This window comes from Streptomyces sp. NPDC047043 (assembly GCF_040644055.1).
In the GTDB taxonomy this organism is placed as follows: Bacteria; Actinomycetota; Actinomycetes; order Streptomycetales; family Streptomycetaceae; genus Streptomyces.
The window spans coordinates 119,459-146,388 of sequence record NZ_JBEYVO010000029.1 but is presented as its reverse complement, the minus strand read 5'-3'; the positions used below and the strand labels follow the sequence as shown (position 1 = coordinate 146,388).

Here is a 26,930-nt window from a genome sequence, read left to right as displayed (position 1 = left end):
CCACCACCGCATGACCTCGGAGGTAATCGACGCCCCGTACCGGCCCCCGGAACCATGAAGGACGTACCCAACCCACCGGATCGCAGGAGGACGTCCCATGCCGTACTTCGCCAGCCCCGCCGACGGTGCGCAGCTGCACTACGTCGACTACGGACCGGCCGACGGACCCGTGGCCGTCTTCGTCAACAGCGCCTACCTCGGCACCGAGATGTGGGAATACCAGATGCTGCCGCCGGCGGCGGAGGGTCACCGCTGCGTCGGCCTGGACCGGCGCGGGCACGGGCGCTCCGACGACGTGTGGAACGGCTACGGCCTCGACACCCTCGCCGACGACCTGTACGGCCTGCTCGACCACCTGGACCTGCGTGCGGTGACCCTGATCGGCCACTCGCTGGGCAGCGCGGAGATCGTGCGCTGCCTGACCCGGCACGGCACCGGCCGCGTGGCCCGCGTCGCGCTCGTGTCCGGCATCGCCCCGGGCGTGGCCCGTACGGCCGAGAACCCGGAGGGCTGGGACCCCGCGGCGATGCGGGCCGGCAACGCCGCCTTCCGGCGCGACCGGCCGGCGTTCTTCAGCGACCCCGACGCGTTGCGCGACTTCTTCGCCCTGCACCGACCGGGCAACGACGTCTCGCCCGCCTATGTCCGCTACCTCAGCGACCGCTGCCTGGTGTCCACCGCACGTGCCTCCAGCGCCGTCCAGGAGACGGTTGTCACCCTGGACGTCTCCGCCGAACTGGCCAAGCTCGAACTGCCGTTGCTCGTCGTGCACGGCACGCACGACGTCTCGGCACCCCTGGAGACGACCGGCCGCCGCGCCGCCGCACTCGCGCCCGACGCCACGCTCAAGGTCTACGAGAACGCGGGCCACGGCCTGTTCGTCACCCACGCCGACCAACTCACCACGGATCTGCGGGAGTTCATGACGAGCTGAGCCCGCCCGCCCCGGTGCGGGCGCCCGGGAGATGATCTAGGCATGAGTGAGATCATCCTGATGTCCGACGCCCGGGTCGCTGCCGTACCCGTGGCGGAGAACGGTGAACCCCTCGTCGACGTACGAGAGTTGCTCCTGGTCGACGGCCGCAAGCACAAGGACTCGCACGGTGCCGAGGTCCATCTGCGCCGGGGCATCCTCGACCGCCTCCTCGCCGCGCAGGCCCTGCTGCCCGAGGGCCTGCGCCTGCTGTTCGTGGAGGGATACCGGCCGCCGGCCCTCCAGCGCCGCTACTTCGAGCGGTACGCCGACGAACTGCGCGCCGCACACCCCGACTGGCCGGCGGACCGCATCCGCACCGCCGCCAGCCGCTATGTGTCCCCGCCCGAGATCGCCCCGCACAGCGCGGGCGCGGCCGTCGATCTGACCCTCACCGACGCCGACGGCCGCGAACTCGACCTGGGCACGGCCATGAACGCCAGCCCCGAGCAGAGCGACGGCGCCTGCTACACGGACGCCGCGAACATCACGGAGGAGGCCCGCGTCAACCGCGCCCTGCTCGGCAGCGCGCTCACGGCCGCCGGGCTAGTCAACTACCCGACCGAGTGGTGGCATTGGTCGTACGGCGACCGCTACTGGGCCCTGGCGACGGGCGCACCCGCCGCCCTGTACGGGCCCAGGGAGCTGCACAACTCCTGAGCGGCTAGGCGGCGAAGGCGTTCACGCCCGTCAGCTCCGCCGACAACTCCCACAGACGCGCGGCCTGTTCGGGGTCGACCGCCCAGTCCTTGACGCCGCTGATCTCGCCTTCCACGGCCTGCTCGGCGATGTCGCAGTCCTCCAGGTAGACACCGCCGAGGCCGTCCAGCTGCGGGGAGGTCGCGGCCCACACCTGGGTGGCCGCGCCCTGCGGCGGGGTCTTGAAGCCCTCGGGGTTGAGGATGTTGCCGTCCTCGTCGATCCAGCCGCGCTCGATCATCTCCTCCTTGGGGATGTGCCGTTGGAGCGGGGTGAGGATGCCGCCGGGGTGCAGCGAGAAGGCGCGGACGCCCGCCTCGCGGCCGAGCCTGTCGAGGTGGACGGCGAACAGGACGTTCGCGGTCTTGGCCTGTCCGTAGGCCTGCCACTTGTCGTAGCCCTGCGTCCACTGGACGTCGTCCCAGCGCATGCCCGAGAAGTGGTGGGCGCGCGAGGAGACGGAGACGACGCGGGCGCCGCCGGGTGCGATCGCCGGCCACAGACGGTTGACCAGGGCGAAGTGACCGAGGTGGTTCGTGGCGAACTGGGCCTCCCAGCCCGGGCCGACCCGGGTCTCCGGGCATGCCATGATCCCGGCGTTGTCGATCATGAAGTCGATGTTCCGCCCGGAGGCGAGGAACCGCTCGGCGAAGCCGCGCACGCTCTCCAGGTCGCCGAGGTCCAGCTCGTCCACCTCGACGCCGCCGATCCCGGCCAGCGCCTCCTGGGCGGTGGCCCGGCGGCGGGCCGGGACGACGACCCGGGCGCCCGCCTTGGTCAGTGCGCGGGTGGTCTCGAGGCCGAGCCCCGAGTAGCCGCCGGTGACGACGGCGAGCCTGCCGGTCAGGTCGATGCCGTGCAGGACGTCGTCGGCGGTGCTCGTGGCGCCGTAACCGGAGCCGATCTTGTGCTGTGCAGTGCCAGTGCTCATACCGGGAACGCTACGAATTGGAGTGCTCTCGAAGTCAAGCGCAGACATGCGCAGGCGGGTGCAGACGGCAAAGAGCCCCGACCGGACGGGGGATCACGGTCGGGGCTCGTCAAGTGTGGGCACGGATGGCGGTCGCCTCTCGGCGAAAGGCTCCACAGGGCTTCAGCCGAACGATCTTCCCTGTGGGCGAATGGTGAGGCCCGGGGACACTGTCCCATCCGCACCCACGCGTTGTTCAACGGGCAACCACTTGTCGGTGTTCCTGTTCCCGCCCCGTTTCGAGGTGATGTGCATCACCCCTGCGTCACCCTTGCCCGAGGGGGCTCTGCTCCAGGGTCGCCAGCAGATGGGCCGGGTTGTCGTACACGGCCTCCGCGCCCGCCTCCTCGAGGTCCGCGCGCGGAATCCCGCCGCACAGCACGCCCACGCAGCGCACCCCCGCCCGGCTGCCCGCCCGCATGTCCCACACCGTGTCGCCGACGAACACCGCCCGGTCCGCGGGCACCCCGGCCAGCTCCAGGGCGTGCTCGACGGGCTCGGGCGCAGGTTTGCCCTCCTTGACGTCGTCGGCGCTCGCGGTCGCCGCGATCGCGTCCTCGGCGGAGATGGCCCGGCGCAGCGCGGAGAGCTCCGGACCGCTCGCGGAGGTCGCGAGGACCACCGTCCAGCCGTCGTGGTCCAGGCGCCGCAGCAGCCGGCCGGCGTCCTCGAGCGCGGGCAGCCGGTCGAAGTACTGGCCGTACAACGCCTTGTGCGCGGCGCTGAGTTCGGCGTCCCGGTCCTTGTCGCGCGCATCGCCCAGCAGGTGGGCGACGAGATCGTCGGAGCCGAGCCCGACGGCCCGGTGGACGGCGTGCATGGGCACCGTGTGGCCCGCCTGGCGGAAGGCCTCCCACCAGGTCACCACGTGCAGGTGGTTGGTGTCGACGAGGGTTCCGTCGACGTCGAACACGGCCGCCCGTTCCATGCGCGCTCCCTTGCTCTCGTCCGCCGCACGAGTACCACGTCAGGGTCCGGCCACTCCCGCCGGCGTCCGCCGTTCCCGGGCCCAGGCCAGCAGGTCGTCCAGGGGCCAGGTGGTCACCACGCGCTCGGCGGGCACCCCGCACTCCTCGGCCCGGGCGCAGCCGTGGATCTGCCAGTCCAGCTGGCCCGGCGCGTGCGCGTCCGTATCGATCGAGAACAGGACGCCCGCGTCCACGGCCTCGCGCAGCAGCCGCCGCGGCGGGTCCAGCCGCTCGGGCCGGCTGTTGATCTCCAGGGCCGTGCCCGTCTCGGCGCACGCGGCGAACACCTCGGCGGCGTCGAACTCCGACTCGGGCCGCCCCCGCCCGGTCACCAGCCGCCCGGTGCAGTGCCCGAGCACATCGGAATGCGGATCGCGCACGGCGGCCACCATCCGGCGGGTCATCGAGCGGGCGTCCATGCGCAGCTTGGAGTGCACCGACACCACCACGACATCGAGCCGCTCGAGCAGCTCCGGCTCCTGGTCGAGCGAGCCGTCGTCGAGGATGTCGCACTCGATGCCGGTGAGCAGCCGGAACGGCGCCCAGGTCGCGTTGAGCTCCGCGACCACCTCCAGCTGCTCCCGCAGCCGCTCGGGCGACAGCCCGCGCGCGACGGTCAGCCGCGGCGAGTGGTCGGTCAGCACCGCCCACTCGTGGCCGAGCGCGGCCGCGGCCCGGCCCATCTCGTCGATCGGGCTGCCGCCGTCGGACCAGTCGGAGTGCAGATGGCAGTCCCCGCGCAGCAGCGCCCGCAGCCCCTCGCCGCCCCGGACCTGCGGCGCTTCGGCCGCCTCGCCCTCCAGCTTCTCCAGATACCCGGGCACCCGACCCGCGAGCGCCTCCCGCACCACCTGCGCCGTCTTCGGTCCGACGCCCTTGAGCGCCTCCAGCGACCCGTCGGCCGCCCGCTCGCGCAGCTCCTGCTCGGGCAGCGCCGCCAGGACGCGGGAGGCCGTACGGAAGGCGCGCACGCGGTACGTCGGCGCCAGGGACCGCTCCAGCAGGAAGGCGATCCGGTCCAGCGCCTCGAGGGGATCCATGGCGACCTCCTCCTCCACATCACCGGGTGACCGGGACCAACGGGGCGAATGCGTCCTACGCTCTATTGCATGACCGAAATCGCGAGCCCGCACATCTCCAATCCGCGGATCATGGTGCTCGGCGTCCAGCCGTGCATCCCGCCCTTCCGGATCGTGGAGATCGACGGAGAAGTGGTCGGTGAGGCGAAGTCCGTCACCGACGTCCTCGAGGCCGCCGCCGCGTTCGGCATCACGGTCCACGACCTGGACGATCCCGACGTGGTGCGCTGGGTGGGCGGAGACAAGTTCACCTGGACCCGGCACTGAGGCCGACTGAGTTCAGCCGACCGTCCACTTCTGGTTGGCACCGCCCGTGCAGGTCCAGATCTGCAGCCGCGTGCCGTTGGCCGAGCTGTTGCCGGTCGCGTCGAGGCACTTGTCGGCCTGCGGGTTGACGATGTCGTGCGCCGCGGTGACCGTCCACTTCTGGTTCGGGCCGCCGGTGCAGTCCCACAGCTGGGCGGTCGAGCCGTCCGCGGTGCCGTTGCCGGTCACGTCCAGGCATTTGCCGAGCGCGAGCAGTGAGCCGTCGGAGCCGACGGTCCACTGCTGGGCGGCGGTGCCGTTGCAGTCGTAGAGCTGTACGGGGGTGCCGTTGGCGGGGTTAGCCCCCGCCACGTCGACGCACTTGCCGGCCAGTCCCCTGATCGCCGCCCCGGTCGCCGTGTCGCCGGCGGTGACCGACACCGAGTCCACCACCAGCTGCTGCGGGAAGACCGTGGAGCCGTCCGGGTCGCCGGGCCAGTAGCCGCCCACCGCCAGGTTCAGGATCAGGAAGAACGGCTTGTTGAACACCCAGGTCTTCCCGCCCAGGTCGGCGGGCGTGCGGCGCTGGTAGACGTTGCCGTCCACGGACCAGGTGATCGAGTCGGGCGCCCAGTCGACGGCGAAGGTGTGGAAGGCGTCCGCGAAGGCCTGGCCGTTCGGGAGGGAGTAGGCCGCACCTATGCCGCCCGAGCCCGAGTAGCCCGGCCCGTGGATGGTGCCGTGCACGGTCGACGGCTCGAAACCGACGTTCTCCATGACGTCGATCTCGCCCGAGTCCGGCCAGTTGACCGGCGTGCCCAGCATCCAGAACGCGGGCCACATGCCCTGCCCGCGCGGGATCTTCATCCGCGCCTCGACGTGCCCGTACTGGGCGTTGAACTTCCCCGAGGTGTTCAGCCGCGCCGAGGTGTACTGGCACGTGCCGTACCAGCACTGGTAGTTGGCCGGATTCTCCCGCCGCGCGGTGATCACCAGATGGCCCTGGCCGTCCAGCGCCGCGTTCTTGTTGCCCGAGGTGTAGTACTGCCGCTCGTGGTTGTTGACGTTGTCGCCGGTCTCGACCTGCCACTTCGAGGAGTCGACCGCGGCCCCGGCAGGCCCGTCGAAGTTGTCGGAGAACGCCACCGCGGCGGCGCTCGCCCGGGGCGGATCCGCCTGGGCCGCACCGGTCGCGGCGGACGCGACCAGCACGGCGGACAGGGCGGCGAACAGACATCTGCGCAGCAGTCGTGGGGAGGCCACGGCACTTCCTTCCGTACGGCGGCCGGGCGCAGGGGCGCGTCGGCCGGGGTGGGGGGTGAAGGCGTCGCCTCTTGATTTAAGAAGTGAGATAAGGGGCCGTCAATACTTTGGTACGGACCAGCAGTTGAAGCCGGTTCGGACCGTCGGCCCGGCTAGGCGTCCTTCGGCTTCTTCGCCGCCCGCCGCGGCAGCCGCTCGCGCGCGTGCACCGCCCGGCCCAGCCGCCGCCCCAGCAGGACGTAACCGACCAGCGCGCCCGTCGTGTTGAGGATGACGTCGTCGATGTCGAAGGCGCGCCCGGTGACCAGCGCCCCCTGGGCGAACTCCACCATCAGCATGACGACGGCGGTCAGCAGCAGCACCCGCAGCAGTCCGCGGGCCCGCGGGGCGACCACCGGGACGAGGATCCCGAACGGGACGCCCAGCAGCAGGTTCCCGCCGATCTGCTTGACGGCGTCCCGCAGTGCGGGCTGGTCCAGATAGGCCCGCAGGGTGGTGCCCGGATGCAGATTGGTGTGGGCCATCGCCGCCGACGCGGGGGAGGGCTCCAGCGTCAGCCGCGCCAGCACCACGGCGAACGCCACCATGAACCCGAAGGCGCACAGCATCGCCAGCAGCCGGATCGGGAAGGCCAGGACATGCCGCTCGCGAGGGGCCGGCTTGCCCTCGGGCTTCTTCGCGCTCCTGGATTTCTTCGGCTTCTGGGACGTGCCGGACTTGGTGGTACGCAGGCGCAACGCTGAACGTGGTCGTAAGGCTGCACGGGCCATCGGTCCTCCAGTCTTCAACTTCCCTGCGTTGCAAGGCGGTTACCCGCTGTCCGGCCGACCATGCTGCCCCGCTCCCGGCCCGGGCCGGCGACCCGCGCGGTTTCCCTTCCTGCTGCAGGGGCACTCCGGGCTCAGGCCAGCGCGCGCCGCCACCCGCGGCGCCCGTCGCGATGTTTGGATGCCCCGGAAGGACGTAACGGACATCTCGCTACGACAGCCTGCGAGCCGAGCCCGAGGAGGTGGCGCATGACCACGCGTACGACGCTCCTCGCCGCGGCCGAGGTGCTGGCCTGGTGGGCCGGGCTCGCCGTGCTGTGGCTCGTCCTCATCAGCACGGTCGACACGCTGGAACTCGCGGTCGGCGCGGGGGCCGCCGCCGTGGGCGCCCTCGCGGCACGGGCCGCTCGACGGGCGGTGACCGGAGCGTGAACGGCTGGATTCTCGCCGCGACGGTCGGCCTCGCCGGCGGCCTGGGCGCGGCCCTGTGGGGCGTGGCCACCGGGCCGCTGCGGCGCCGGGTCGTCGCCCAGAACCTCTCCACCGCCCTCGCCTGCCCGGGCATGCTGCTGCTCTCCCAGGGCTACCAGCGCCCCTCGTACGTGGATCTCGGCCTCGTCCTCGCCCTGCTCGGACCGGTCGGCACACTCGTCTTCGCCCGGCTGCTCGCCGACGAACTCGCCGAGGACCCGCCGCGCGCCTGGGGGATGACCTGGACGGTCGCCGGGCTCGGCGCGGCGGCGGTGATCGCGCTGTGCGTGGCCACCGGACCGAGCCGGGCCATGGTCAAACTGCTGGTGATCGGAGCGCTGCTGATCAGCGGGAACGTCGTCGCCTCGCGCGCCCTGTCGGGCGGATTCCGGGGGGTCCGCCGTGGCTGACGCGGTGATCGTCGTCGCGCTGGTGCTGGTCGCCGCGTCCGCGACCGTGGCGGTGGCGGTCCGCGACCCCATGCGCCAGGCTCTCGTCCTGTCGGTCCTCGGCGTCGTCCTCGCCGTGCTGTTCACCGTCCTCCAGGCACCCGACGTGGCCCTGTCCCAGCTGGCCGTGGGCTCCGCGCTGACCCCGCTGCTGCTGATGCTCACCGTCCGCAAGGTCAAGCGCCGCGGACAGACCAAGGAGCGCGAGCGGTGAGCCGGCGCGCCCGGCTGTGGCTCCTGCTGGCCGGTGGCGCGGGCCTCGCCGTCCTGTTCGTCGCCGCCTGCCTCGAACTCCCGTCCTTCGGCGGCGACCGCCACCCCTACGGCGACCGGGCCGTCCGCGCCTCCCTGGCCCGGCGCACCGCCAACACCATCTCCTCCGTCAACTTCGACCAGCGCGCCTTCGACACCCTCGGCGAGATGACCATCCTGTTCGCCGCCGTCCTCGGCTGCGTGGTGCTGCTGCGCCAGACCCGCGACGAACACCGCGCCCGCCCCGAACCCGCCGAAGTCGCCCTGCCCGTACGCCGCTACGCCCTGATCGTCCTGCCCGTCGCCCTGCTCAGCGGCCTGTACGTCGTCGCCCACGGGCAGCTCAGCCCCGGTGGCGGCTTCCAGGGCGGCGTCGTCGCCGCGACCGCCCTGCACCTGCTCTACCTGGGCGCCGACTACCACGCCCTGGAACGCATCCGCCCGGTCGGCCTGTTCGAGGTCGGGGACGCGCTGGCCGCCTCCGCCTACCTCGTCACCGGCCTCGCGGGCCTGATCGGAGCCGGCGCCTTCCTCGCCAACACCCTGCTGCCCTACGGCACGTTCAACACGCTGTCCTCCGGCGGCACCGTCCCCCTGCTGAACGCGGCCATCGGCATGGAGGTCGCCTGCGCGGTCGTCGTGCTGCTCGCCCGCTTCCTGGACCAGGCCGTGGAGATCGAGGAGGAGAGCGGGACGTGAGAGCCGTGATGGACATGCTGCCGTACCTGGTGGCCGCGTGGGTGTTCCTGGTCGGCTGCTACGGCCTGGCCACCAGCCGCAACCTGATCCACGCCGTCGGCTGTCTGTCCGTCTGCCAGGCCGGCACCTACGTCCTGCTGCTGGCCGTCGGCTACCGCGACGACGCCACCGCGCCGGTGTTCTCCGACATCAAGCCCGGCTCCCGGCCGGTCGTCGACCCGGTCGTGCAGGCCCTGACCCTCACCGACGTCGTCGTCGGCGCCACCGTCACCGCGATGCTGCTCGCGCTCGTCGTGCAGATCTCCAAGCGCCACGGCACCGTCGACCCCGACGAGCTCTCCGAACTGCGCGGCTGATGAACGACCTGCTGCCCCTCCTCGTCGCCGTACCCCTGCTCGGCGCCGCCCTCCTGGTCGCCGCCGGCCGCCGGATGCCGCGGATCGTCGCCGAGTCCGCGGCCTGCGCCGTCTCCGCCGCAACCGCCGGGCTCGCGATCGTGCTGCTGCTCAACTCCTCGCCGCCCATGACCGAATGGGTCGGCGGCTGGACGCCCGTCAACGGCAAGAGCGTCGGCATCGTCCTGGTCGGCGACGGACCCGGCCTCGGCATGGCCGCCCTCGCCTCCCTGCTGACCCTCGCGGCGCTGGTGTACTCCTGGCACTACTTCGACGAACCGCCGCGCCGCCACGCGGGCTCCTTCCCGGCGCTGCTGCTGCTCTTCCAAGGCGGCATGTGCGGGTTCGCGATCGCGGGCGACCTGTTCAACATGTTCGTCTGGTTCGAGCTGATGAGCGTCGTCGCGTACGCCCTGACCGGCACCCGCGTCGAGGAGGCAAAGGCCGTGCAGGGCGCGCTGACCTTCGCCGTCGTCACCTCGCTGGGCGCCTACGCCATGCTCATGGGCATCGGCATGCTGTACGCCCGCACCGGCCAGCTGGCCATGACCCAGATCGGCCGGGGGCTGGACGCACACGGCGCACCCGACGCGCTGACCCTCGCGGGCTTCGTCCTGGTCCTGACCGGCCTGCTGGTCAAGTCCGCCGCCGTGCCCTTCCACTTCTGGCTCCCGGACGCGCACGCCGTCGCCCCCACCCCCGTGTGCATGCTGCTGTCCGGGGTCATGGTCGAGATGGGCGCGTACGGCGTCTGGCGCGTGTACGGCACCGTGTTCGCCGGGCCCGGCGGCGTACCGGCCCACGACCTGGAGCGGGCGCTGGTGGTGCTCGGCGTGCTGACGGCCGCGATCGGCGCGGTCATGTGCTGGTACCAGCGGCACATCAAACGCCTGCTCGCATACTCGACGGTCGCCCACACCGGGCTGTTCCTCATCGGCATCGGTGTCCTGAAGCCCGAGTCCGACGACGGGGTCGCGCTGTACCTCCTCGGTCACGCCGGCGTGAAGGCCGCCCTGTTCGCCTGCACCGGCATCCTCCTCGACCGCTACGGCAGCGTCGACGAACACGCCCTGCACGGCCGCGCCCGACGGCTGCGCGGCGTCGCCGTGATGTACGTCGCCGGCGGCCTCGCCCTCGCCGGGCTGCCGCCCTTCGGCACCGCGCTCGGCAAATCGGTCACCGAGGAGGCCGTCGGCGGCCCGCTCACCGTGCTGTACGTCGCGGCGAGTGCGGTGACCGCGGCGGCGGTGCTGCGGGTCGCCGCCCGGGTCTTCCTCGGCCTCGGTCCCGAGCCGCAGGACCTGGGCGAGTACGAGACGACCGGCTCCGGCGAGCAGCCCGAGACCGGGCAGCGGCTCAGCCGCGTCCCGGACACCATGACCGCGGTGCCCGCCGTGCTGCTCGCCGGGGCGCTGGCCGTGGGGGTGGCTCCGGGCTTCGCCGACGTCGTGGCGCACTCCGTCAACGAGTCCGGGTCCGCGGGCGTGGTCACCTCCGTGCACTGGACCCCGGTCGGCGTGCTGCTGGGCCTCCTGTCGACGCTGCTCGCCGTCGGCCTCGCGGCCGTCGCCGTCACCCGCCCGAAGCTGCTCGCCGCCCCGGACCGGGCGCTGCCGCTGCGGCGCCTGCAGTCCGGGCACGTCGGGGACTACGTGGCCTGGGTGGTGGTCGGCGCCGCGCTGCTCGGCGCGCTGACCCTGCCGGGAGTGCCAGGGGGTGTCTGATCAGCCGCCGTAGCTGACATGCACCTCCTTGAAGCCGAGGGACCGCAGCAGGCCGTCGAGCATGTCGGTGGTGTTGGTCTCGGCGCGCTTGGTCAGCCCGCTGTCCTTGGCGGCCTCGCCGATGTGCCTGACCGCGAGCTTCTGCACGGCCTGCTCGCTGTTGGGGTTGTCCGAGAAGAGGTCGCCGAGGCGATCGAGGAGACCGCGCTGCTTGGAGACCGCGTAGGAGCGGTCGGGGTCGAGCGCCGGCTTGCCGAGCGCCGCGTGCGGCAGCCGGAGCGTCGCGGACGTGCGGTCGTCGTTGACCGTCACGTCGTCCTTGCCGACCTTGCCGAGGTCGACATACGCGTCGACGGTGCCCGCACCGATGTACAGCGTGCGGGAGCCGCGGATCGCGTCGGGCAGGTACTTGGTGTCCTTTTCCAGGTCGACGACGACCTGGAAGTTGCCGGAGGCGGCGTCGTAACGGCTCATGTCCTGGATGGACTGGAGCAGTGCGGGTCCCGAGCGGTCGTGCGTTTCGGTGCCGAACAGATCCTTGAGGCCAGGGAGCACACTCAGCCGGATCCCGGCGAAGAACACCACGAGCACCAGCACGACGGCGCTCACCGCCTTCGCCCAGCCGGGCATGCGCCTGGACACGCGCCTGATGGGAGTCGTCATGGCGACGGCCCTCCTTCCTACTGTTCCGAATGCCCCCCAAACCCCTTGGCAGACCGCCGCGTTGGCCGATTGGCGCCCCTGACGGAAGCAGGGAGGGCGCACTAGCGTGGAGAACCGTCCGTACCGGCGCGCCTGGAGTCCCGGATGAGTACAGACAGCACGCCCCGGCCCCTGTGCCCCATGCACCGCATCGACGTCCCCGAGTCCGGGCCGCCCCGCCCGGGCACCCTCGCCACCGGCACCCCGGTGTGGCTCGTGACGCGGTACGCCGACGTACGGCAGGTGCTCATGGACCCCCGGTTCAACAGGAGTTCCCTGCACGCCCCCGACGCCCCGCCACTGCTCCTCGTACCGAACCTGCTCGACGACCCGAACGGCCTCCTCAACCAGGACGGCGAGGCCCACCAGCGGCTGCGCGGCACCGTGCAGCGGGCGTTCACGCCCCGCGCGATCGCCCGCTGGCGCCCCTGGGTGGCCTCGGTCGTCGAGACACTCCTCGACGACTTCGCGGCGCGCGAGCAACCCGCGGACATCATCGAGGGCTTCACCCGCCCGCTGCCCGTCTCCGTCATCTCCCGGCTCATGGGCCTCGACCACGTGGACCGCGAACGCATCCGCCACTGGGCCGACCACGCGCTCTCGGGCGGCGCGCACACCCGGGAACAAGTCGTCGCGGCCATGCTCGAGTTCGGGGCCTTCGCCGCCGATCTGATCGCCCAGCGGCGCAAGTCGCCCGGCGACGACCTGGTCAGCGGCCTGGTGGCGGCAGGCGACGGCCTGGGCGTCGAGGAACGGCAGCTGGTGACCCTGGTGTGCGGGCTGGTGGTCGCCGGGCACGAGACCACCATGACGGCCCTCGGGAACATCGTCGTCTACCTCCTCACCGACCGGCAGGACGCCTGGCCCGGCCTCGCCGAGGACGAGGAGGCGGCGGCCGTCGCGGCCGAACAGCTGCTGCGCGCCGTCCCGCTCAGCGAGGGCCGCGTGCTGCCCGGCCTGATCCGCCGCGCCGTCGAGGACACCGAGGTCGGCGGCGTGACCATCCCGGCGGGCGGCGTGGTCGCCGTCCAGACCAACTCCGCGAGCCGCGATGCCGACGTGTTCCCGCCCGGCCCGCCCGAGCTCTTCACCCCGCTGACCTCACCCAGCGTGATCTTCGGCGCCGGCCCCCACCACTGCCTCGGCGCCTGGCTCGCCCGCCTGGAACTCGCCCTCGCCCTCCACCGCCTCACCGCCCGCTTCCCGGACCTGCGCGCCGAGTTCACACCCGAGACGATCGAGTGGCGGGAGGGCCAGATGACACGGAGTCCACGGAGGCTGCCGGTGTCCTGGTGAGCGAAGGGGCCGGTGATCCGCCCGCAGCGCAGGCACTACTTCGTCAACCGCTACGGCCGCCTCCTCGCCCTCGACCGCGGAAGCGGCGCGGTGCGGTGGACCACGGACAAGCTGGACGATCCGGGGAACGCGGCCGAGGAAACGATCCCGAGCCTGCTCCTCGTCAAGGACGCGATCGTGGCCGCGGCGGGCGACAAGGCCTTCTCCGCGCGCCCGGACCGCGACGACGCCCACCAGGCCGCGTCCGCGAGCTAGTGCGGCTTGAGTTCACGGTCGCCCGACAGCCGTGACCACCACACGCCTTCCCCGTGCGTGAGCCCCGGCAGCCGCAGCTCGATCTCGCGCACTCGCCGCGCCGGTAGCTCGCCGGTGATCAGCCATGTCGTCGAGCCGCCCGTCGTGCCCGTGAACTCGGCGCCGCACGAGGCGAGTTGGGCCGTCACCGGGGCGAGGGCGTCGAGTGGGATCTCCGTTTCGAAGGCGTGGTACGGCTCGTACAGCAGGGTCCGCGCCTGCTGCAGCGCCGCCCGCAGCACGATCGGGGTGAGCCCCCGGAAGTCGGCGGCGGTGCTGATCGGGGCGCAGTAGCCGGACCGGATCAGCGTGACCCGGTAGTCCGTCACGGGCGCACCGGACAGTCCGCCGAGCATGCTCGTGTGCACGGTGTCCTCGATCGCCTGGTGGAAGGCGCGGGGGAGGGCGCCGAGTTCGGTCTCGTAGGTGAACACACCGCCCGAGCCGCGCGGGCCCGGTTCGACGCGCAGTCCGATCGTCGCCCAGTAGCGGGTGCCCAGGTGCCACGGCATTTCCTGGGACGCCTCCCCGGTGCCCCGGGGACGCTCCAGGAACCGCACCCGGCCCGGCTCGAACTCGGCCTCGATGCCGAAGTCCTGCGTGAGCGTCGCCGCGAGCACCTCCATCTGGACCTCGCCGTACAGGAGCAGCGCGGTCGCGCCGTCGGCCGCCGGCCGGGCGTGGATCAGCGGGTCCTGATCGGCGAGCGAGAGCAGGGCCGTGCGCAGGGGCGCCGCCTGCTCGGGGCGGCGGGCCCGGACCAGCGTCTGCAGCGTCGGCGGCGCGAACTGCTGGGTGCGGTCGGCGAGTTGGCCGAGGCGGTCGCCGACGCGGACACCGCCGACGCCGGTGAGCGCCGCGATGTTCCCGGCGGTGAGCGGCCCTTCGCGGCCGATCACCTCGAGGCGGTTCGCGCGTCCGGCGACCTGGGTGGTGCGGCCGTCGGCCTCGCGCCGCAGGAACGTCAGCCGTTGACGGGCCGTCACTTCACCGTCGTACAACCGTAGATACGCAGTCCGCTCGCCGCCGGGTCCGGGACGTACGGCGAACACCGTGCCGCGCAGGCCCGGGCCCTCGGCCGCCGGGGCCGGCGGGATCAGCCCGACCACGCTCTCGACGAGCTCGGCGACGCCCTGTCCGCCGAGGGCCGAGCCGAAGAGGACGGGGTGGAACGAGCCGTCGGCGGTGCGCGCCGCCAGGGCCTTGCGCAGATCGTCCGGCGTGGGCCGGGGGCCGTCCACGACCGCCGCGAGGATCTCCGGGTCGACCTCCGCGAGGGCCTCGGCCAGTCGCGGATCCCCGGGCGGGCGGGGCGTCACGCGGGCGGCGGCGGTGCCGATGTCCGTCACGTCCGTGAGCGGTGCGACGTACGGCGTCAGTCGGCGCCGGATGTCGGCGAGCAGACCGTCGGAGCGGGCCCCCGCACGGTCGACCTTGTTGACGAAGACCAGCGTGGGCAGCCGAAGCCGGCGCAGGGTCCGCATCAGCACCCTCGTCTGCGCCTGCACGCCCTCCACGGCGGACAGCAGCAGCACCGCGCCGTCGAGGACCTCCAGGGCGCGCTCCACCTCGGCGATGAAGTCGGAGTGGCCGGGGGTGTCGATGAGGTTGATCTGGGTGTCGCCGACGGTGAACGCGGCGACCGCGGAGCGGATGGTGATACCGCGCTGCCGCTCGATCTCGCCGTCGTCCGTACGGGTGTCGCCGCCGTCGACGCTGCCGAGCCGGTCGATCGCTCCGTGGTCGAACAGCAGCCGCTCGGTGAGGCTGGTCTTACCGGCGTCGACGTGGGCCAGAATGCCGATGTTCAGGGTGTGCATGCGGGGTCGAGTCCTCGAAAACCGTGGGCCAGTAAGGGCGCTGGGTGATTTCGAGGAGTCGGCGCATGCGAGTGGTCCTGACGGAAGGGAGCACGGACACGGCCATGATGGCGTGCGGGCACCGGCGCACCGCAACCGAATTTTCGCGGCCCGTAGCATGAGGCCGACCCCCGGTCGTGATCATGCGAGGAGCGGATCGTGCGAGACATCTCCGTGTTCAGCGGCAGTGCCCACCCCGACCTGGCCGCCGAGGTCTGCGCCCATCTCGGCGTACCGCTCAGCCCCACCCGGGTCAGCCGGTTCGCCAACGACTGCCTCGAGGTACAGCTCCAGGCCAACTGCCGGGAACGGGACGTCTTCCTGATCCAGCCGCTGGTCCGGCCGGTCCAGGAGCACCTGGTCGAGCTGCTGCTGATGTGCGACGCGGCACGCGGGGCCTCCGCGGCGCGGATCTCCGTCGTGATGCCGCACTACTCCTACGCCCGCTCCGACAAGAAGGACGCGCCCCGCATCTCCCTCGGCGGGCGGCTGGTCGCGGACCTGCTGGTGGCTGCGGGCGCGAGCCGGGTGCTGGCCATGACACTGCACTCGCCGCAGGTGCACGGCTTCTTCTCGGTGCCGGTCGACCACCTGCACGCATTGCGCGAACTGGCCGCGCACTTCCGCCGGCACGACCTCTCCCGCACCACCGTCGTCTCCCCGGACCTGGGCAACGCCAAGGAGGCGGCCGCGTTCGCCCGGATGATCGGCGCCCAGGTCGCCGCCGGCGCCAAGCAGCGCTTCGCGGACGACAAGGTCGCCATCAGCTCGGTCATCGGCGAGGTCGCGGACCGGGACGTGATCATCCTGGACGACGAGATCGCCAAGGGCAGCACCGTCCTCGAACTCCTGCAGCGGCTGCGGGAGTTGGGGCCCCGCTCGATCCGGGTCGCCTGCACCCACGGCCTGTTCGCGGACGGCGCGCTCAAGCGGATCGGCGAGCAGCCGGACGTACTGGAGATCGTGTGCACCAACACCGTGCCGGTCCCGGAGGAGGAGCGCACCGAGAAGCTGCGGATCCTCACCGTCGCCCCGGCGCTCGCCGAGGCCGTACGCCGCATTCACAACGGTGAGTCCGTCAGTGCCCTGTTCGACGCGCCGCGAAGCGAATAGACATGACGTAGCGGAGCAACGCTCGGCATCACCGGGATGCTCAGGAGGGGTTGCAGTGGCGAAGGCGAAGTTCGAGCGGACCAAGCCGCACGTGAACATCGGGACCATCGGTCACATCGACCACGGCAAGACGACGCTCACGGCGGCCATCACGAAGGTGCTGCACGACAGGTTTCCCGACCTGAACCCGTACACGCCCTTCGACCAGATCGACAAGGCGCCCGAGGAGCGGCAGCGCGGCATCACGATCTCGATCGCCCACGTCGAGTACCAGACCGAGCACCGGCACTACGCGCACGTCGACTGCCCCGGGCACGCGGACTACATCAAGAACATGATCACGGGCGCGGCCCAGATGGACGGCGCGATCCTGGTCGTCGCGGCCACGGACGGACCCATGCCGCAGACCAAGGAGCATGTGCTGCTGGCCCGGCAGGTGGGCGTGCCGTACATCGTCGTCGCCCTCAACAAGACGGACATGGTGGACGACGAGGAGATCCTGGAGCTCGTCGAGCTGGAAGTGCGCGAGCTGCTGACCGAGTACGAGTTCCCCGGCGACGACGTCCCGGTCGTCAAGGTCTCCGCACTCAAGGCCCTGGAGGGCGACCCGCAGTGGGCCCAGTCGGTCCTCGACCTCCTCGAAGCGGTCGACACGGCCGTGCCGGAGCCGCAGCGCGACGTGGACAAGCCGTTCCTCATGCCGATCGAGGACGTCTTCACCATCACCGGCCGCGGCACCGTCGTCACCGGCCGGATCGAGCGCGGGGTGCTGCACGTCAACCACGAGGTCGAGATCATCGGCATCCACGAGCAGAAGACCAGGACGACCGTCACCGGCATCGAGATGTTCCGCAAGCTGCTCGACGAGGGCCGCGCCGGCGAGAACGTCGGGCTGCTGCTGCGCGGCATCAAGCGCGAGGACGTGGAGCGCGGGCAGGTCGTCATCAAGCCCGGCACGGTCACCCCGCACACCGAGTTCGAGGGCCAGGCGTACATCCTGTCCAAGGACGAGGGCGGCCGGCACACCCCGTTCTTCGAGAACTACCGCCCGCAGTTCTACTTCCGCACCACCGACGTCACCGGCGTGGTGACGCTGCCCAAGGGCACCGAGATGGTCATGCCGGGCGACAACACCAGCATGCACGTCGTGCTGATCCAGCCCATCGCCATGGAGGAGGGCCTGAAGTTCGCCATCCGCGAGGGCGGCCGGACGGTCGGCGCGGGACAGGTGACGAAGATCATCAAGTAGTGGCGCTCAGAACGACCCGGACGTGGCCTCGGGCTGGCCCAGGGCCGCGTCCAGCGTCGGATGCGCGGGCAGCAGCCGGGACAGCCCGGTGACCCGCATGATGCGCAGGGTCAGCGGGTGTGTGCACACCAGGCGCAGCTCCCCGTCCTGCTCCAGCACCCGGCTGCGGGCCCGGTACAGCAGGCGCAGCCCGGAGCAGTCGAAGAACTCGACGTGCCTGAGGTCGATCACCAGCCGGGCGTCGGGACGCGCCGTCACCCGGTCCAGATACGGGGTGATCTCCACAGCCGCGGCGATGTCGATCTCGCCCCGGAACTCCAGCACCGTGTGGCCCCTGTCCTGGCGGACGCGCAGGTGCCGGGTCAGCGGCGCGGGTTCCTGCTGCACGACGACATCCCCCTCCAACCTGCTCCGTCCGCTGCGGTGTTGCAGGTCACCGGGGGCCGGGGTGACGTCGTTCTGCGAGCGTACGAGCGCAGGCCTGTCCCCCGGGTACCGAGTGAGCGCAAAACCGTTCCCCGCCCTGCAAGTTACCCTCGATGGAGTGAATTTGAGCATGTTCGATTGACATATGTCTTTGAATTCCGACAGAGCTCTCTGAGGAGTTCTCCCGGTGCGGGGGCGCGGCGGGACTAGGACAGGGCGTGCCAGGCCTTGGAGAGTGCCTGGCGGAACTGCTCGGTCTGGTGCGCCGTGAGGTCGCTGACCATCCGCTCCTCCAGCTCGCGCACGGGCCCCGCGTGCTGCTCGAGGAGCTCGCGGCCGGCGTCGGTGAGCAGGATCAGCAGCTCCCGCCGGCTGTTCGGGTTGCGCTCCCGGCGCACGAGGCCGCGGTTCTCCAGGGACCGTACGAGGTCCGCGATGGACTGGGCGGTGACGAACGAGTCGCGGGCCAGCTGGGCGGCCGACAGTCCGTCGTGGCGCTCCAGCACGGTGAGCGCGGTGTACTGCAGGGCGGTGATCCCGGACGGCTTGACCAGCTCGTCCAGGTGGGATCGCACCACCAGCTCCACCTGCTTCACCATGTAGAGCAGGGACGGAGATGTCTTGGTCGCCTGGGAGTCGAGCATGAATCCAGCGTAGAGCATTGACAGGAAACCTGTCTGTAATGAAACTGCGAACCAACAGGAATCCTGTTTGTTGAAATCTTGGCGATGAGGCTGAGGAGTGGCGATGACCACCTTCGAGTTGGACCCCGGACAGCTGTTCATCGGGGGGCAGTGGCGCGAGGCCGCCGACGGAGCGCGCACCGAGGTGGTCGACCCGTCCCGGGGCGCGGTCGTCACCACCGTCGCGGAGGCGGGCGCCGCCGACGTGGACGCGGCCGTGCGGGCCGCCCGGGAGGCCTTCGACGGCGGCGCCTGGTCAGGGCTGAGCGGCCGCGAGCGCGGTCGGATCCTGCACCGGGTGGCCGAGCTGATCCGCGAGAACGCCGACGAGCTCGCCCGCCTCGAGAGCCTGGACGTCGGCAAGCCGATCTCGCTGTGCCACGCCGTCGACGTGACGAACGCGGCCAACGACTACGAGCACTTCGCGGCCCTCGCCTACTCCCTGGACGGCGCGATCCGCGACACCCCCATGAACGCGCTGGCCTACACCAAGCGCGAACCGATCGGTGTGGTCGCCGCGATCACCCCGTTCAACTTCCCGCTGATCCTGGCCGGTTCGAAGATCGGCCCCGCGCTCGCGGCCGGAAACACCGTGGTGCACAAGCCGGCCGACGAGACCCCGCTCAGCGCTCTCTACATGGCCAGGCTGCTCAAGGAGGCGGGTGTCCCGGACGGCGTCGTCAACGTCGTCACCGGCACCGGCCCGGTCGCCGGCGAGGCGCTGCTGCGCCACCGCGGGGTCGACAAGGTCGCCTTCACCGGATCCACCGCGATCGGCCGCCATGTGGCGAGCACCGCCGGCGAGGCCCTCAAGCCGGTCACCATGGAGCTCGGCGGCAACGCCGCCCACATCGTCTTCGAGGACGCCGACCTGGAGAAGGCCGTCGGCGCGATCATCAAGGCGTTCGTCTTCAACACCGGCCAGTTCTGCATGGGCGGCCCGCGCCTGCTGGTCGCCCGCCCGGTCCACAGCACCCTGCTCGGCATCCTCTCCGAGGCCGTCCCCGGCGTCCCGGTCGGCGACCCGCGCAACCCCGAGACCGTCGTCGGCCCGATGGCGGGGGAGAAGCACCTGAAGAAGGTCGAGGAATACGTCGACATCGCCCGCAAGGAGGGCGGCCGCATCGTCTGCGGCGGCGAGCGGCTCGACCTCGACGGCGGCTACTACTACAAGCCCACCGTGATCGCCGACCTGTCGAACGACTCCCGGGTCGTCCAGGAGGAGATCTTCGGCCCCGTCCTCACCGTGCAGCCCTTCGACACCGAGGACGAGGCCGTCGAGCTCGCCAACTCCACGCCGTACGGCCTGGCTTCGGGCATCCAGACGCAGAACCTGGCCCGCGCGCACCGCATCGCCGACCGCCTCCAGGCGGGCATCGTCTGGATCAACGACTGGGCCATGCTCGACCCCGCCGTGCCCTTCGGCGGTGTCAAGGACTCCGGCTTCGGCCGTGAGTACGGCCCCGAGGCCCTCACCGCCTACACCAAGGTCAAGTCCGTCGTCGTCTCGCTCGACTGAACCCGGCTCAACGCGCCCCAGAACCCAGGGAGTTCGTACGATGTCCATCACCACCCGCGCCGCGGTCGTCGAGTCCGGCGGAGCGCCCTTCACCCTCGCCGACGTCGAGCTCGACGAGCCGGGGCCGCACGAGGCGGTCGTCCGCATGGTGGCCACCGGCCTGTGCCACACGGACCTCGGCGTCGCGAGCGGCGGTCTGCCCTTCCCGCTGCCCGGAGTCCTCGGCCACGAGGGCGCCGGTGTCGTCGAGGCCGTCGGCCCGGCCGTCACCGGCGTCGCGCCCGGCGACCACGTCGTGCTGTCCTTCACCTCCTGCGGCGAGTGCCGCAACTGCCACGGCGGCCACCCGGCGTACTGTGCGACCTGGCTGCCGCTGAACCTGATCGGCGGCCGCCGCGCCGACGGCACCAGCAGCATCAGCCGGGACGGCGAGCCCCTCGGTGGCCACTTCTTCGGTCAGTCGTCCTTCGCCGAGCGGGCGTTGGTGGACGAGCGCAGCCTCGTCAAGGTCGACGCGGACGTACCGCTGGAGTCCATCGCGCCGCTGGGCTGCGGTGTGCAGACCGGAGTGGGCGCGGTCTGGAACGTGCTGAAGCCGGTGACGGGCAGCACGATCGTCGTCCTCGGCGCCGGCGCGGTCGGTCTGTCCGCCGTGATGGCCGCCGCCCTCACCCCCGCCACCCGGATCGTGGCCGTCGACAAGGTCGGTGAACGCCTGTCCCTGGCCAAGGAGTTGGGCGCCACCCACACCGTCAACGTGGGCGAGGCCGACCTTGCCGAGTCGCTCGCCGAGATCACCGGCGACCAGGGCGCCGACGGCATCGTCGAGACCACCGGCAGCGTCGCCGTACTGCGCCAGGGCGTCGACGCGCTCGCCGCCCGCGGCACCCTGGTCGTCGTGGGCGCCCCGCCGTTCGGCACCGAAGTCGCCCTGGACGTCAACGGGTTGCTCGGCGGCAAGCAGGTCGTCGGCCTCACCCTCGGCGACGCCGAGACGCAGACCTTCATCCCGGCGCTCGTCCGGCTGGTGAAGGAGGGGCGGCTCCCGCTGCACCGCCTGATCAGCACCTATCCGTTCGCGGACATCGATCAGGCGGTGCGGGACATGGGCGCGGGCAAGGCGATCAAGCCCGTGCTGACCTTCTGACCTGGATCAGCCCATCAGCAGGACCAGCTTCCCCGTGGTCCGGCCGGTGTCGCCGAGTGCGTGTGCCTCGGCGGCATCGGCCAGCGGGAAGGTGCCGGCGATCGTGGCGCTCAGCTTCCCCGCCTCCACCAGCGCCGCGATCGCCTCCAGCCCGGAGTGGGAGGCGTCCACGAGCATCCGCAGCGACCGGACACCGAGCCGCTCGGCCTCCTCGTGGAACTCGTCCGAACCGACCGGCAGGATCGACACGACGAGCCCGCCCGGCCGCAGCACGCGCAGCGAGCGCGTCGAGGTCTCGCCGCCGAGCGTGTCCAGGACCACGTCCACGTCCTTCACCGCCTCGGCGAAGTCCGTCTCCCGGTAGTCGATCGCCTCGTCCACGCCGATCCCGCGCAGGAAGTCGTGCTTGCCCGCGCTCGCCGTGCCGATCACATACGCGCCGCGCGCCTTGGCGATCTGCACGGCCACATGCCCGACCCCGCCGGCCGCCGCGTGGATCAGCACCCGCTGCCCCGGCTGCAGGTCGGCGTACTCCACCAGCGCCTGCCAGGCGGTCAGGGAGACCAGCGGCAGCGCGCCCGCCTGCGTGTGGTCGATCGAGGCCGGCTTGTGCGCGAACCAGCGCGCCGGGGCGCTGACGTACTCGGCGTGCGAGCCGTGGCCGAACGGGTACGACAGCATCCCGAAGACCTCGTCGCCGGGCTCGAAGCGGGCCACGCCGATGCCGACCGCCTCGACGACGCCGGAGACGTCCCAGCCCAGGACGAAGGGCGGCTTGCCCAGGAAGCCGCCGGTCGCGCGGTGCTTCCAGTCGGTCGGGTTGAGGCCGGCGGCGCGCACCCGGACCAGTACCTCGTTCGTTCGCGGCTCGGGCCGCTCCAGCTCCACGACCTTGAGGACCTCGGGACCGCCGAGGACGTCCTGGCTGATGGCTCGCATCGTGTTCACATCGCTCATGGTCACCCAGCCTGCCGGGGACCGCCCGGCAGGAAAATGGCATGATTGCCAAGCTTCGATAGGATCGTGCCATGAGCTGTGCTGAAGGACATGCGGAAGCCGAAGGACGTGTGGAACGGGTCGTGGTGCTGGCCCTGGACGGCGTCTACCCGTTCGAGCTGGGCATCCCCAGCCGGATCTTCGGCGCCGCCGACGGCCGGTACGAGGTGCTGACCTGCACGGTCGACGGCCAACCGGTGCGCACCAACGCGGACTTCACGATCGGGGTCGAGCACGGTCCGGAGATTCTGGCCACGGCCGACACCGTGGTGGTCGCCTCCATGGCCGTCCCGCACATCCCCACCGAGCTCCCGCCGGAGGTCGCCGCCGCGCTCGCGCGGATCCGTCCGGACGCGCGGATCGTCTCCATCTGCACCGCCGCCTTCGTCCTCGCCGCGGCGGGCCTGCTGGACGGCCGCAGGGCCACCACGCACTGGCAGGTGGCCGACTTCTTTCGGCGCCGCTACCCACACGTGGACCTGGACCCGGACGTCCTCTTCGTCCACGACGGCCGCATCCTCACCTCCGCCGGCGCCGCCTCCGGCGTCGACGTCTGCCTGCACATCGTGCGCACCGACCACGGCAGCGAGCTGGCCAACTCGGTCGCCCGCCGCTGCGTCGTGCCGCCGTTCCGGGACGGCGGCCAGGCCCAGTACATCGAGCAGCCCATCCCGCAGAGCGGGGCCGCGAGCACCGCCGCCACCCGCGCCTGGGCCCTGGAGCGCCTCGACGAGCCGCTCGCCCTGTCCGACCTCGCCGCCCACGCCCGCATGAGCCTGCGCACCTTCGCCCGCCGCTTCAACGAAGAGGTCGGACTCAGCCCCGGCCGCTGGATCGTCCAGCAACGCGTCGCCCGCGCCCGGCACCTGCTGGAGTCCAGCGACCTGTCCGTCGACCAGATCGCCGGCCACGTCGGCTTCGCGACGGGCGCCTCGCTCCGCCAGCACCTGCACGCCGCGATCGGGGTGTCGCCACAGGCCTATCGGCGTACGTTCCAGACGGCGGCCCGGTAGCCGCGAACGTTCCGCACCGCCCTCGCGTCGAAGGACCGTAGGACGGCGGGCGGAACAAGGGGTGGGGGATGCGCGGAAGACTTGCGGCGACGACAGTGCTGGTCGCATCGGCGGCCGTGGCGTGCGGCAGTGAGCAGGCTCAGGACCTCGTCGTCGCCGGGACGCCGCCGGTCGCGCCCTACAGCGGGCCGCTGCACGTGCCCGCCAGGAACCTCGACGAGGACAGCGCCCGCGCCACCCGGATCGAGTCGGGCGCGGCGGGCCGGGCGCTGGAGTGCGACGGGGAGATCTACTCCGGCGGCGGCAGCGAGCCGTGGAGCGAGGGCGACGGCGGCGCGACACCCGAGGAGGGACTGGAGACGTACTTCGAGATCGAGCAGCCCGACGTCCCGCGCCACGGCTACCGCGTGGAGCGCGAGGAGAAGGACCGCGTGCTGTACTCCTTCGACGTCGGCGGCAGGACCAAGGTCGCCGTCATCGTGGCCAAGGACCGGAAGAACCGGCCCGGTTGGGGTCCGGAGACCAGTGCGTCCTGCGACCCGTCCGAACTTCCGGCGAGCTTCACCGACAAGCAGTGGTACGAGATCTGGACCGACCGGCACGGCAAGCGGGTGCCGATCACCAAGCTGAACAGCAGCGTCGGCCCTCAGCACTGTGACTGGCAGAAGGCGCACTTCCTGTCGCTGGGGGAGGGCAGGAACGGCAGGCTGTACGCCCGCGACCCGGACCGGGTGCTTCCGCAGGACATGCTCACCTCCCCGTACGACAGCCATGTCCGCATGCCCGCCGGCGCCCACGACACCGGATACCGCTTCCAGGACTGGCAGTTGTGGCTGACCGACGACCCGTCCACGGTCTACGTCCGCACGCCCGACGGCGTCGAGGCCTGGCCGCGGGTGCAGGACGGCTTCGGCTGCGCGTGAGGCGCCGTCACCGGCTCGCGTGCAGCGCGACCAGCAACTGCCAGACCTCGTCGGCGATTTGACCGGCGTCGCCGTCCAGGAGCCCGTGCAGCCAGTCGGCCAGCACCCCGGCGAAGGTCGCGGCCACCGCCGAGGCGACCAGCGGTGCGTCCGCCGCGCCCGCCCGTTCGCGCTCACGCAGGCTGTAGGCCCGCAGGTCCCGGTGCAGCACCCGGCCGAGTGGGCCGCCACCGCCCGGGGTCAGCAGTTCGCGGTACAGCCCGGCGTGCGGGGCCAGCGAGGCGAAGAACCCGGCGAGCGCGGGCGGCGCGTGCACCGGATCGGGCCGCCCTGTCCAGGAGTGCAGCGCCTCCACGGCCTCCCGTACGACGTCCGCGCAGGCGTCGACCGCCAGCGCCTCCAGGTCGGCGTAGTGCACGTAGAAGGTGGCCCGGCCGACCCCGGCCCGGCGCACCAGCGCGGCCACGCCGACCTCCGCCAGCGGCCGCTCGGCGCACTCCGCGAGCAGGGCCTCGCGCAGCCGCGCCTTGGTACGCGCGGCCCGCGGGTCCTGAGGCGCGGGGCGGGTCACTGCGCGATCAGGACGGCGGCCAGGGCGAGCGCGCCGGGCAGTGCCTGCGCGAACAGGATGCGGCGGTTGGCCGTCGCGGCGCCGTAGACACCCGCGACCACGACGCAGCACAGGAAGAAGACCTGGACGCGGAAGCCGGTCGGATCCGCCGCGATCAGACCCCAGACCAGACCGGCCGCGAGAAAGCCGTTGTACAGGCCCTGGTTGGCCGCCATCGGCGCGGTCGCCCGCGCCATCTCCCGGTCGAACCCGTGCAGCGCCCGCCCGGGCTTCTTCTGCCACAGGAACATCTCCATCACCAGGATGTAGGCGTGCAGCGCGGCCACCAGACCGACCAGCACGTTCGCGACCGTCTCCATTGCAGGACTCCGTACTCTGAGAAAAAGTTCTTGGACAGGTGTCCACTATAGCTGGACAGGCGTCCAGGAAATCCCACTGTCAGTGCCCGCCGATAGCCTGCGCGCATGACTGATCAGCAGGTGATCGTGCGACGTGCCCGCGCCGAGGACCTACCGGGTCTCGTCGCCTCCAGCGCCGGGTTGTTCGCCGAGGACGGCGGCACGCGGGACAGCAGCGTGAACGTTCACTGGCCGCGCGAGCACGGCGCGCAGTCGTTCGCCGCCGCACTCGAGGACCCGACGCGACTGGTCCTCGCGGTGGAGCACGACGGACGGGTCGTCGGACACCTGATGGGATCCGTCACCGGGCCCACGGCGAAGCGGACGGTCACCTCCGCGACCCTGGTCAGCATCCACGTCCGCCCCGAGCACCGGAGGGCGCGTGCCGGAGACAGGCTGGTGGAGGAGTTCCTGGACTGGGCCCGGCGGCAGGGAGCCCGGCATGCCGAGGTGACCGCCTACGCGGCGAACACGGACGCCATCCGGTTCTACGAGCGGGGCGGCTTCGCAGCCATCACGGTCACTTTGCGGCAGCCCCTGTAGCGCCCCTGCGCAGCTCGAGCGCGCGCAGCGCCAGCTGCATCTCGAACTGGGCCGCCGGATCGTGCAGTTGGGCGCCGAACAGGTCGTCCAGCTGGCGCATGCGATAGCGCACCGTCTGAGGGTGCACGGCCAGGCGCACGGCGACCTCGCTCGCGTTGCGGCCGCACTGCAGCCAGCTCAGCAGGGTCTCCGCCAGGCGCTCGCGCTGCGGTGGCCGCACCTGCTCCAGCGGGCCCAGCCGGTGCGCGGCCATGGCGTCGACCAGGGCGTCGTCGCGCAGCAGGAGCAGGGTGGCCAAGTGCTCCTGGCAGCGCACCATTTCGGTGTCCGCGAGGACGCCCCGGCGCACCAGGTCCAGCGCCTCGGACGCCCAGCGCAGCGAGCGCGCACCCTCCTGCAGCGCCACGGTCGGGCCCATCGCGGCCCGCAGCCCGTGCAACGCCCCGGCCACGGCGCGCGCCCGGCCCGGACCCTCGGGATCCGGCACGACCAAAACGGCCGGCTGGACGTCGAAGCGGGCGAGGAACTCCGGCGCCACGATCGGCTGCGCGCCCGCCTGCCGGCAGTGGTCGACCGCGACCACCGCCAGCGCGCGCGGCACCGGCCAGCGTGCGCTGTGCGCGAGTTCCGCGATGGCCTCGGCCGAGGCGGGCGGGTCCGCGGTGAGCAGGTCGATCAGCCGCGTACGCCGCTGCTGCAGCTCACCGGCCGCGTGCAGCCGCGCCTCCGTGTAGCCCGCGGTCGTGGCGGCCGCCATCTCGTCCAGGTGCAGGAACAGCGCCTCGCCGAAGGCCGCCAGCACATTGCGCGGCAGCAGGTCCGCGTCGACCAGCGCGTTCACCCGCCGCCACGTCACCCGCGCGCCCAGCCGCAGCGCCGACTGGAACGAGTCGAGGCTGCGCCCCTCCTCCGCCTCCCCGCGCCCGATGCGCTGATACGTCGCCTTCACCGGCTCCCAGTCCGTGTCCGGCTTGGCCATCCGCTCCAGAAACCCCTGCAGCGCATGGTCCACGCCTCGGTGCACGCCCTGCATGTACGTGTCGTCGGCGGGGCGCGCGTACTCGGGGATCTCGGTCCTGATCGCCCGTACGACCTCCTCGGTGATGTCCGCGAAGAACGGTCTGAGGTGGTGGTGCAGGCCCGTCGGCAACGCGTTGAACGGACCGCCCGGGTCGTCGTCCAATAAAGCGGCTCTCTTCGGCACGGCGGCGACGATACCCGTCGGTAATCCGCCAGGGCTTAT

Annotated in this window: 31 protein-coding genes; 18 read left to right on the top strand and 13 right to left on the bottom strand. The window is 71.8% G+C overall.

Annotated features, from left to right (window positions below; translation table 11 throughout):
• Positions 1 to 97: 97 nt before the first annotated feature.
• Together ABZ880_RS38210 and ABZ880_RS38205 are read left to right on the top strand one after the other, a co-directional pair.
• Positions 98 to 934, top strand: coding sequence for an alpha/beta hydrolase (locus tag ABZ880_RS38210; protein ID WP_361273012.1), 837 nt, complete (start codon positions 98 to 100; stop codon positions 932 to 934).
• A 42-nt stretch (positions 935 to 976) separates the two neighbouring features.
• Positions 977 to 1,633, top strand: coding sequence for a M15 family metallopeptidase (locus ABZ880_RS38205; protein WP_361273009.1), 657 nt, complete (start codon positions 977 to 979; stop codon positions 1,631 to 1,633).
• A 4-nt stretch (positions 1,634 to 1,637) separates the two neighbouring features.
• Here ABZ880_RS38205 and ABZ880_RS38200 read toward each other — a convergent pair whose 3' ends face one another.
• The 3 genes from ABZ880_RS38200 to ABZ880_RS38190 all read right to left on the bottom strand — a co-directional run bounded on the left by ABZ880_RS38200 (position 1,638) and on the right by ABZ880_RS38190 (position 4,650).
• Positions 1,638 to 2,603: an SDR family NAD(P)-dependent oxidoreductase gene (locus ABZ880_RS38200; protein WP_361273006.1), complete on the bottom strand. Its 966-nt coding sequence runs from the start codon at positions 2,601 to 2,603 to the stop codon at positions 1,638 to 1,640.
• Between the two features lie 304 nt (positions 2,604 to 2,907).
• Positions 2,908 to 3,570, bottom strand: a complete 663-nt coding sequence (locus ABZ880_RS38195; RefSeq protein ID WP_361273004.1) for an HAD family hydrolase — start codon at positions 3,568 to 3,570, stop codon at positions 2,908 to 2,910.
• 39 nt (positions 3,571 to 3,609) lie between these two features.
• Complete coding sequence (locus ABZ880_RS38190; protein WP_361273001.1) at positions 3,610 to 4,650, bottom strand: PHP domain-containing protein; 1,041 nt, start codon at positions 4,648 to 4,650, stop codon at positions 3,610 to 3,612.
• A 69-nt stretch (positions 4,651 to 4,719) separates the two neighbouring features.
• Between ABZ880_RS38190 and ABZ880_RS38185 the strand changes: the two genes are divergently transcribed.
• Positions 4,720 to 4,956, top strand: a complete 237-nt coding sequence (locus tag ABZ880_RS38185) for a hypothetical protein (RefSeq protein WP_361272999.1) — start codon at positions 4,720 to 4,722, stop codon at positions 4,954 to 4,956.
• 12 nt (positions 4,957 to 4,968) lie between these two features.
• Here the strand turns inward: ABZ880_RS38185 and ABZ880_RS38180 are convergent, their stop codons facing one another.
• On the bottom strand, positions 4,969 to 6,198 hold the full coding sequence (locus tag ABZ880_RS38180) for a family 16 glycosylhydrolase (protein ID WP_361272997.1): 1,230 nt from the start codon (positions 6,196 to 6,198) through the stop codon (positions 4,969 to 4,971).
• 152 nt (positions 6,199 to 6,350) lie between these two features.
• On the bottom strand, positions 6,351 to 6,968 hold the full coding sequence (locus ABZ880_RS38175) for a VanZ family protein (RefSeq protein WP_361272994.1): 618 nt from the start codon (positions 6,966 to 6,968) through the stop codon (positions 6,351 to 6,353).
• A gap of 246 nt (positions 6,969 to 7,214) precedes the next feature.
• Here ABZ880_RS38175 and ABZ880_RS38170 point away from each other — a divergent pair, with 246 nt between their 5' ends.
• The 6 genes from ABZ880_RS38170 to ABZ880_RS38145 are packed head-to-tail and all read left to right on the top strand — an operon-like array spanning position 7,215 to position 10,955.
• Positions 7,215 to 7,397, top strand: a complete 183-nt coding sequence (locus ABZ880_RS38170) for a hypothetical protein (RefSeq protein WP_361272992.1) — start codon at positions 7,215 to 7,217, stop codon at positions 7,395 to 7,397.
• Positions 7,394 to 7,846 (top strand): MrpF/PhaF family protein, encoded by a 453-nt coding sequence (locus tag ABZ880_RS38165; protein ID WP_361272989.1) that lies wholly within the window; start codon positions 7,394 to 7,396, stop codon positions 7,844 to 7,846. Before ABZ880_RS38170 ends, ABZ880_RS38165 begins: the two co-directional genes overlap by 4 nt.
• A complete protein-coding gene (locus ABZ880_RS38160) occupies positions 7,839 to 8,099 on the top strand; it encodes a DUF4040 domain-containing protein (RefSeq protein ID WP_361272986.1) in 261 nt (86 codons plus the stop codon). The genes ABZ880_RS38165 and ABZ880_RS38160 overlap by 8 nt, the downstream gene beginning before the upstream one ends.
• On the top strand, positions 8,096 to 8,836 hold the full coding sequence (locus ABZ880_RS38155) for an MnhB domain-containing protein (protein ID WP_361272983.1): 741 nt from the start codon (positions 8,096 to 8,098) through the stop codon (positions 8,834 to 8,836). Before ABZ880_RS38160 ends, ABZ880_RS38155 begins: the two co-directional genes overlap by 4 nt.
• An 8-nt stretch (positions 8,837 to 8,844) precedes the next feature.
• A complete protein-coding gene (locus ABZ880_RS38150) occupies positions 8,845 to 9,192 on the top strand; it encodes a sodium:proton antiporter (RefSeq protein ID WP_361273123.1) in 348 nt (115 codons plus the stop codon).
• Complete coding sequence (locus ABZ880_RS38145) at positions 9,192 to 10,955, top strand: complex I subunit 5 family protein (RefSeq protein WP_361272980.1); 1,764 nt, start codon at positions 9,192 to 9,194, stop codon at positions 10,953 to 10,955. The genes ABZ880_RS38150 and ABZ880_RS38145 overlap by 1 nt, the downstream gene beginning before the upstream one ends.
• Here ABZ880_RS38145 and ABZ880_RS38140 read toward each other — a convergent pair whose 3' ends face one another.
• A complete protein-coding gene (locus tag ABZ880_RS38140) occupies positions 10,956 to 11,618 on the bottom strand; it encodes a DUF4230 domain-containing protein (protein ID WP_361272978.1) in 663 nt (220 codons plus the stop codon).
• A 144-nt stretch (positions 11,619 to 11,762) separates the two neighbouring features.
• Between ABZ880_RS38140 and ABZ880_RS38135 the strand changes: the two genes are divergently transcribed.
• Together ABZ880_RS38135 and ABZ880_RS38130 are read left to right on the top strand one after the other, a co-directional pair.
• A complete protein-coding gene (locus ABZ880_RS38135; protein ID WP_361272976.1) occupies positions 11,763 to 12,953 on the top strand; it encodes a cytochrome P450 in 1,191 nt (396 codons plus the stop codon).
• Between the two features lie 12 nt (positions 12,954 to 12,965).
• A complete protein-coding gene (locus ABZ880_RS38130; protein ID WP_361272973.1) occupies positions 12,966 to 13,208 on the top strand; it encodes a hypothetical protein in 243 nt (80 codons plus the stop codon).
• On the opposite strand, the gene otr(A) is transcribed toward ABZ880_RS38130, so the two are convergent.
• Complete coding sequence (otr(A), locus tag ABZ880_RS38125) at positions 13,205 to 15,067, bottom strand: tetracycline resistance ribosomal protection protein Otr(A) (protein ID WP_361272971.1); 1,863 nt, start codon at positions 15,065 to 15,067, stop codon at positions 13,205 to 13,207. The genes ABZ880_RS38130 and otr(A) overlap by 4 nt on opposite strands.
• Positions 15,068 to 15,265: 198 nt before the next feature.
• Here otr(A) and ABZ880_RS38120 point away from each other — a divergent pair, with 198 nt between their 5' ends.
• Complete coding sequence (locus ABZ880_RS38120) at positions 15,266 to 16,219, top strand: ribose-phosphate diphosphokinase (RefSeq protein WP_361272968.1); 954 nt, start codon at positions 15,266 to 15,268, stop codon at positions 16,217 to 16,219.
• A 55-nt stretch (positions 16,220 to 16,274) separates the two neighbouring features.
• The gene (tuf, locus tag ABZ880_RS38115) at positions 16,275 to 17,468 is read left to right on the top strand and encodes an elongation factor Tu (protein WP_361272966.1); all 1,194 of its coding nucleotides are present in this window, start codon (positions 16,275 to 16,277) and stop codon (positions 17,466 to 17,468) included.
• Between the two features lie 6 nt (positions 17,469 to 17,474).
• Here tuf and ABZ880_RS38110 read toward each other — a convergent pair whose 3' ends face one another.
• A complete protein-coding gene (locus tag ABZ880_RS38110; protein WP_361272964.1) occupies positions 17,475 to 17,855 on the bottom strand; it encodes an anti-sigma factor antagonist in 381 nt (126 codons plus the stop codon).
• Between the two features lie 245 nt (positions 17,856 to 18,100).
• Complete coding sequence (locus tag ABZ880_RS38105) at positions 18,101 to 18,538, bottom strand: MarR family transcriptional regulator (RefSeq protein WP_361272961.1); 438 nt, start codon at positions 18,536 to 18,538, stop codon at positions 18,101 to 18,103.
• Positions 18,539 to 18,641: 103 nt separating this feature from the next.
• Between ABZ880_RS38105 and ABZ880_RS38100 the strand changes: the two genes are divergently transcribed.
• Together ABZ880_RS38100 and ABZ880_RS38095 are read left to right on the top strand one after the other, a co-directional pair.
• Positions 18,642 to 20,096, top strand: a complete 1,455-nt coding sequence (locus ABZ880_RS38100; protein WP_361272959.1) for an aldehyde dehydrogenase family protein — start codon at positions 18,642 to 18,644, stop codon at positions 20,094 to 20,096.
• Positions 20,097 to 20,136: 40 nt separating this feature from the next.
• Complete coding sequence (locus tag ABZ880_RS38095) at positions 20,137 to 21,243, top strand: NAD(P)-dependent alcohol dehydrogenase (RefSeq protein ID WP_361272957.1); 1,107 nt, start codon at positions 20,137 to 20,139, stop codon at positions 21,241 to 21,243.
• Positions 21,244 to 21,249: 6 nt separating this feature from the next.
• Here ABZ880_RS38095 and ABZ880_RS38090 read toward each other — a convergent pair whose 3' ends face one another.
• Positions 21,250 to 22,200, bottom strand: coding sequence for an NADP-dependent oxidoreductase (locus ABZ880_RS38090; RefSeq protein ID WP_361272955.1), 951 nt, complete (start codon positions 22,198 to 22,200; stop codon positions 21,250 to 21,252).
• A gap of 71 nt (positions 22,201 to 22,271) precedes the next feature.
• On the opposite strand from ABZ880_RS38090, the gene ABZ880_RS38085 reads away from it, so the two are divergent.
• Together ABZ880_RS38085 and ABZ880_RS38080 are read left to right on the top strand one after the other, a co-directional pair.
• Positions 22,272 to 23,252 carry a helix-turn-helix domain-containing protein gene (locus ABZ880_RS38085; RefSeq protein ID WP_361272952.1) on the top strand — a complete coding sequence of 327 codons (981 nt, stop codon included), beginning with the start codon at positions 22,272 to 22,274 and terminating at the stop codon, positions 23,250 to 23,252.
• 68 nt (positions 23,253 to 23,320) lie between these two features.
• The gene (locus ABZ880_RS38080) at positions 23,321 to 24,175 is read left to right on the top strand and encodes a hypothetical protein (RefSeq protein WP_361272950.1); all 855 of its coding nucleotides are present in this window, start codon (positions 23,321 to 23,323) and stop codon (positions 24,173 to 24,175) included.
• Between the two features lie 7 nt (positions 24,176 to 24,182).
• Here the strand turns inward: ABZ880_RS38080 and ABZ880_RS38075 are convergent, their stop codons facing one another.
• Both ABZ880_RS38075 and ABZ880_RS38070 read right to left on the bottom strand, forming a co-directional pair.
• Positions 24,183 to 24,746 (bottom strand): TetR/AcrR family transcriptional regulator, encoded by a 564-nt coding sequence (locus tag ABZ880_RS38075; RefSeq protein WP_361272947.1) that lies wholly within the window; start codon positions 24,744 to 24,746, stop codon positions 24,183 to 24,185.
• A complete protein-coding gene (locus ABZ880_RS38070) occupies positions 24,743 to 25,105 on the bottom strand; it encodes a DUF1304 domain-containing protein (RefSeq protein WP_361272944.1) in 363 nt (120 codons plus the stop codon). The genes ABZ880_RS38075 and ABZ880_RS38070 overlap by 4 nt, the downstream gene beginning before the upstream one ends.
• A 105-nt stretch (positions 25,106 to 25,210) precedes the next feature.
• On the opposite strand from ABZ880_RS38070, the gene ABZ880_RS38065 reads away from it, so the two are divergent.
• Positions 25,211 to 25,687 (top strand): GNAT family N-acetyltransferase, encoded by a 477-nt coding sequence (locus tag ABZ880_RS38065; RefSeq protein WP_361272942.1) that lies wholly within the window; start codon positions 25,211 to 25,213, stop codon positions 25,685 to 25,687.
• Here the strand turns inward: ABZ880_RS38065 and ABZ880_RS38060 are convergent.
• Positions 25,665 to 26,891 (bottom strand): helix-turn-helix domain-containing protein, encoded by a 1,227-nt coding sequence (locus tag ABZ880_RS38060; RefSeq protein ID WP_361272939.1) that lies wholly within the window; start codon positions 26,889 to 26,891, stop codon positions 25,665 to 25,667. The two genes, ABZ880_RS38065 and ABZ880_RS38060, sit on opposite strands and share 23 nt — an antisense overlap.
• Positions 26,892 to 26,930 lie beyond the last annotated feature (39 nt).